The organism is Arthrobacter sp. GQ119, assembly GCF_059759125.1.
The window spans coordinates 1-3,132 of sequence record NZ_JCAXEA010000051.1 but is presented as its reverse complement, the minus strand read 5'-3'; the positions used below and the strand labels follow the sequence as shown (position 1 = coordinate 3,132).

Below are 3,132 nucleotides of genomic sequence, written 5' to 3'. Positions count from 1 at the left end.
GAGCTCCACGAGCCGGTGTAAACGACGCGGGCACCGTTGTCGCAGTCGAACTGCACAACGGCCGAGGCGTTGCCTTTGAATCTGGAGGTGGACGTGTTCCAGGATCGCGCACGCACCGTGGTGGGTTCTACACCGACGATGCCTCGGAGCTGGTCAATGTGATGAATCATTGCGTCTACGATGAGGGGTTCATCCATTTCGAGCCGGAAGCCCTCGAACGGCGGGTTCTTCTTGTAGTCGATGAACACCTGCTCGAGGTCACCGATGACCCCCTCGCTGATGAGGCGCTGAACGGTCCGTGCGGCGCGCTTGAAACGGTAGTTCTGCGACACCATGGCCTGCTTGCCGGACCTCTCCGCCGCTTCGATAATGCGGATGCCGTCCTCAAGGTTGTGCGCGAGGGGCTTCTCAATCAGGGTGTGGACACCGGCTTCGAGGGCAGGGATGGCCACGGCGGCATGGTATTCGGGCGGAACGATGACCAGGACAGCGTCGAAGGATTCCTTGTGGTTGAGGGCTTCCTCGATATTTGCGTACGCAGGGATTCCGTATTGTTCACCTGCTGCCCGTGCGGCGTCCGCGTTGACGTCCACGACACCGGCCAGCTCCCAGGACTTGCTTTGGTGAATGACGTTCAGCCATGAAGCGCCCCATGCGCCGAGGCCTACCTGGATTATTTTCACTGCTGGGCTCCTTCTAATTGTTTGATGCCTGGAACCTCGGTCCATTGACCGCTGTTATTGGATTCGAGGATGCTTTCGGTAAGGACGGCGGCCCGGAGTCCGTCACGGAATGTGGGCAGGCCCTCGGGGCTTTCCCCGCCGATGGCGGCGTAGGTGTCGGCGACGAATGCATTGAATGCATCCTGATAGCCCTGCGGATGCCCGGCGGGGAGGACGGATAGTCGGGCTGCGTCCGGCGACAGGGCGCCCGGGTCGCGGACGAGCATCTGGGAGCCGGCCCGTTTGCCCAGCCACAACGTCTCCGGTGCTTCCTGGTCGAACTGCACCGTGCTTTCGGAGCCGGAGATCTCGATCATCAACCGGTTTTTCCGTCCCGGAGCGACTTGGCTGACCAAGAGGTTTCCGACGGCACCATTGCGCGTTTCGAAGACTGCCGTGACGAGGTCTTCAGTCTGGACATCCGCGTGGTTGGCGCGGCCGGCGAAGAGCGTGCGGCTTAGCGCGCCGACCCTAGTGATCCGGTCATCGGTCACGAATTCGATCAGGTCGCACAGGTGGGACCCGATGTCGGCAAATGCCCGCGAGGGTCCTCCGACACCGGCATCCACGCGCCAATTGTCGTCGTCCCGGGACAGCAACCAGTCCTGAAGGTAGGATCCCTGGATCGTGGAGATCCGCCCCGTCTCACCTGATGCAATACGGTCGCGGGCTTCCCGGACCATGGGGTGGAACCGGTAGACGAAGGGAACGGTCGCAACCGTGCCCGCCTCGGCAGCCACCTCCACAAGCTTCGTTGCATCCTGCACATTGGTGGCCAGCGGCTTCTCGCAGACGACATGTTTGCCCGCCTTCAGAGCCGCCTCTGCCAGAGCCAAGTGGGTGGCGTTCGGAGTGCAGACGTGGATGACGTCGATCGCGTCGTCCTCGATGAGGTCCTGGAACGAGGCAAACGCCTTCAAGACGCCCAGACGTTCCTTTGCCCGGGCAGCGCTGGCAGGACTCGAGGATGCGATGCCGGCTATCTCTGCCCCTGCAGCACGGGCGGCTCTGGTGTGCACCTCAGCCATGAACCCGGCGCCGACGAACCCGGCCCGGAGCCGGGAGGGGGCTGTCGTCGATCTGTTCTTTTCCATAGACCAAGTGTGGCACGAGCCACATACCTTCTGTCAACCCATCAACAAAAGATTGTTGATTTGCCGCAATGTTCATCGGTTAGGTGACAGATTAGGGTTGGTGTTCGATACTTAGTGCATGCGATGCAATAAGAGTCAGGGTCCCGACGCCATCGGTATCCTGAGAGCCCCGAGGAAAGACGGAGAAACATGATCAGCGGCAACGGCGGCTTCGGAGCCAGCGACCTTTTTCAGATACTGCGTGACGGGCCGCCGAGAACCCGGGCCGAGCTGGCGGGTATCACGGGTCTGGGCCGCGCTGCGATCAATTCCCGTCTGGAGCCACTGATGGACCTCGGGCTCGTTGTGCCGGTAGCCGACGCGGCCTCCACCGGGGGCAGGCCGTCGGCGCGCCTTGCCTTCAACTCCGGGGCGAGGCTGGTCGCCGCCGCTGACATCGGTGCCACTCACGCAACAGTGGCACTAACGGACCTCTCGGGAAAAATTCTCCTGGAAACCACCGAAGGACTTGAGATTGCGTCCGGCCCTGTGGTCGTCCTCGACTGGCTGGCGGTGACGCTGCAGGGACTTCTGGAAAAGGTGGGGCGCCCGGCAACGGATATAGTCGCTGCTGGAATAGGGCTGCCAGGTCCCGTTGAACACTCCACCGGACGGCCCACCAGCCCCCCGATCATGCCCGGATGGGACGGGTTCAATGTACCTTCCTACGTGCAGCGGACCTTTGACGTTCCAGTATTGGTCGACAACGACGTCAACATCATGGCGCTCGGAGAACGGGCTGCAAATTGGCCCAACGAGGACAACATGATCTTCCTCAAAGTCGCGACCGGTATCGGCTCCGGCGTTATAAGCGGAGGAATACTGCAACGGGGCGCAGACGGTGTCGCAGGGGACGTTGGTCATATCGCGGTTTCCAGGGCGGCAGGAATTCAGTGCCGCTGCGGCAACATCGCCTGCCTGGAAGCCATCGCAGGTGCTCCGGCCGTCGCGGCACATCTCCGCGAGAATGGACAAGAGACCACTACCGGCAACGACGTCGTCTCGCTGGTCCGTTCCGGCGACTTGACCGCCATCCAAGCCGTCCGTCAGGCCGGTCGCGACATCGGAGAAATGCTCAACATGTGTGTGAGTTTCATCAACCCGTCCCTCATCGTAGTAGGCGGATCGCTTGCGCAGTCCGGAGAACATCTGATCGCCGGCATACGGGAAGTCGTCTATGCGCGCTCCACGCCCTTGGCAACTCAGCATCTGAACATCACGCAATCCCAAACCGGTCCGGAAGCCGGGGTCATCGGGGCCAGTATCATGGCCGTCGA

Annotated in this window: 3 protein-coding genes; 1 reads left to right on the top strand and 2 read right to left on the bottom strand. The window is 61.8% G+C overall.

Translation table 11 applies throughout. The features are described from left to right. A partial coding sequence (locus AC6CH3_RS23240; protein WP_498134682.1) for a Gfo/Idh/MocA family protein occupies nt 1-683 on the bottom strand: 683 nt, incomplete at its 3' end. Continuing rightward, a complete protein-coding gene (locus tag AC6CH3_RS23235) occupies nt 680-1,816 on the bottom strand; it encodes a Gfo/Idh/MocA family protein (protein WP_498134681.1) in 1,137 nt (378 codons plus the stop codon). The genes AC6CH3_RS23235 and AC6CH3_RS23240, both read right to left, overlap by 4 nt. A gap of 189 nt (nt 1,817-2,005) precedes the next feature. On the opposite strand from AC6CH3_RS23235, the gene AC6CH3_RS23230 reads away from it, so the two are divergent. Next, a partial coding sequence (locus tag AC6CH3_RS23230; RefSeq protein ID WP_498134680.1) for an ROK family transcriptional regulator occupies nt 2,006-3,132 on the top strand: 1,127 nt, incomplete at its 3' end.

Bases quoted from the DNA above. Each gene is read 5' to 3' on its own strand.
- AC6CH3_RS23235 (WP_498134681.1), bottom strand. From the start codon at position 1,816: ATGGAAAAGAACAGATCGACGACAGCCCCCTCCCGGCTCCGGGCCGGG.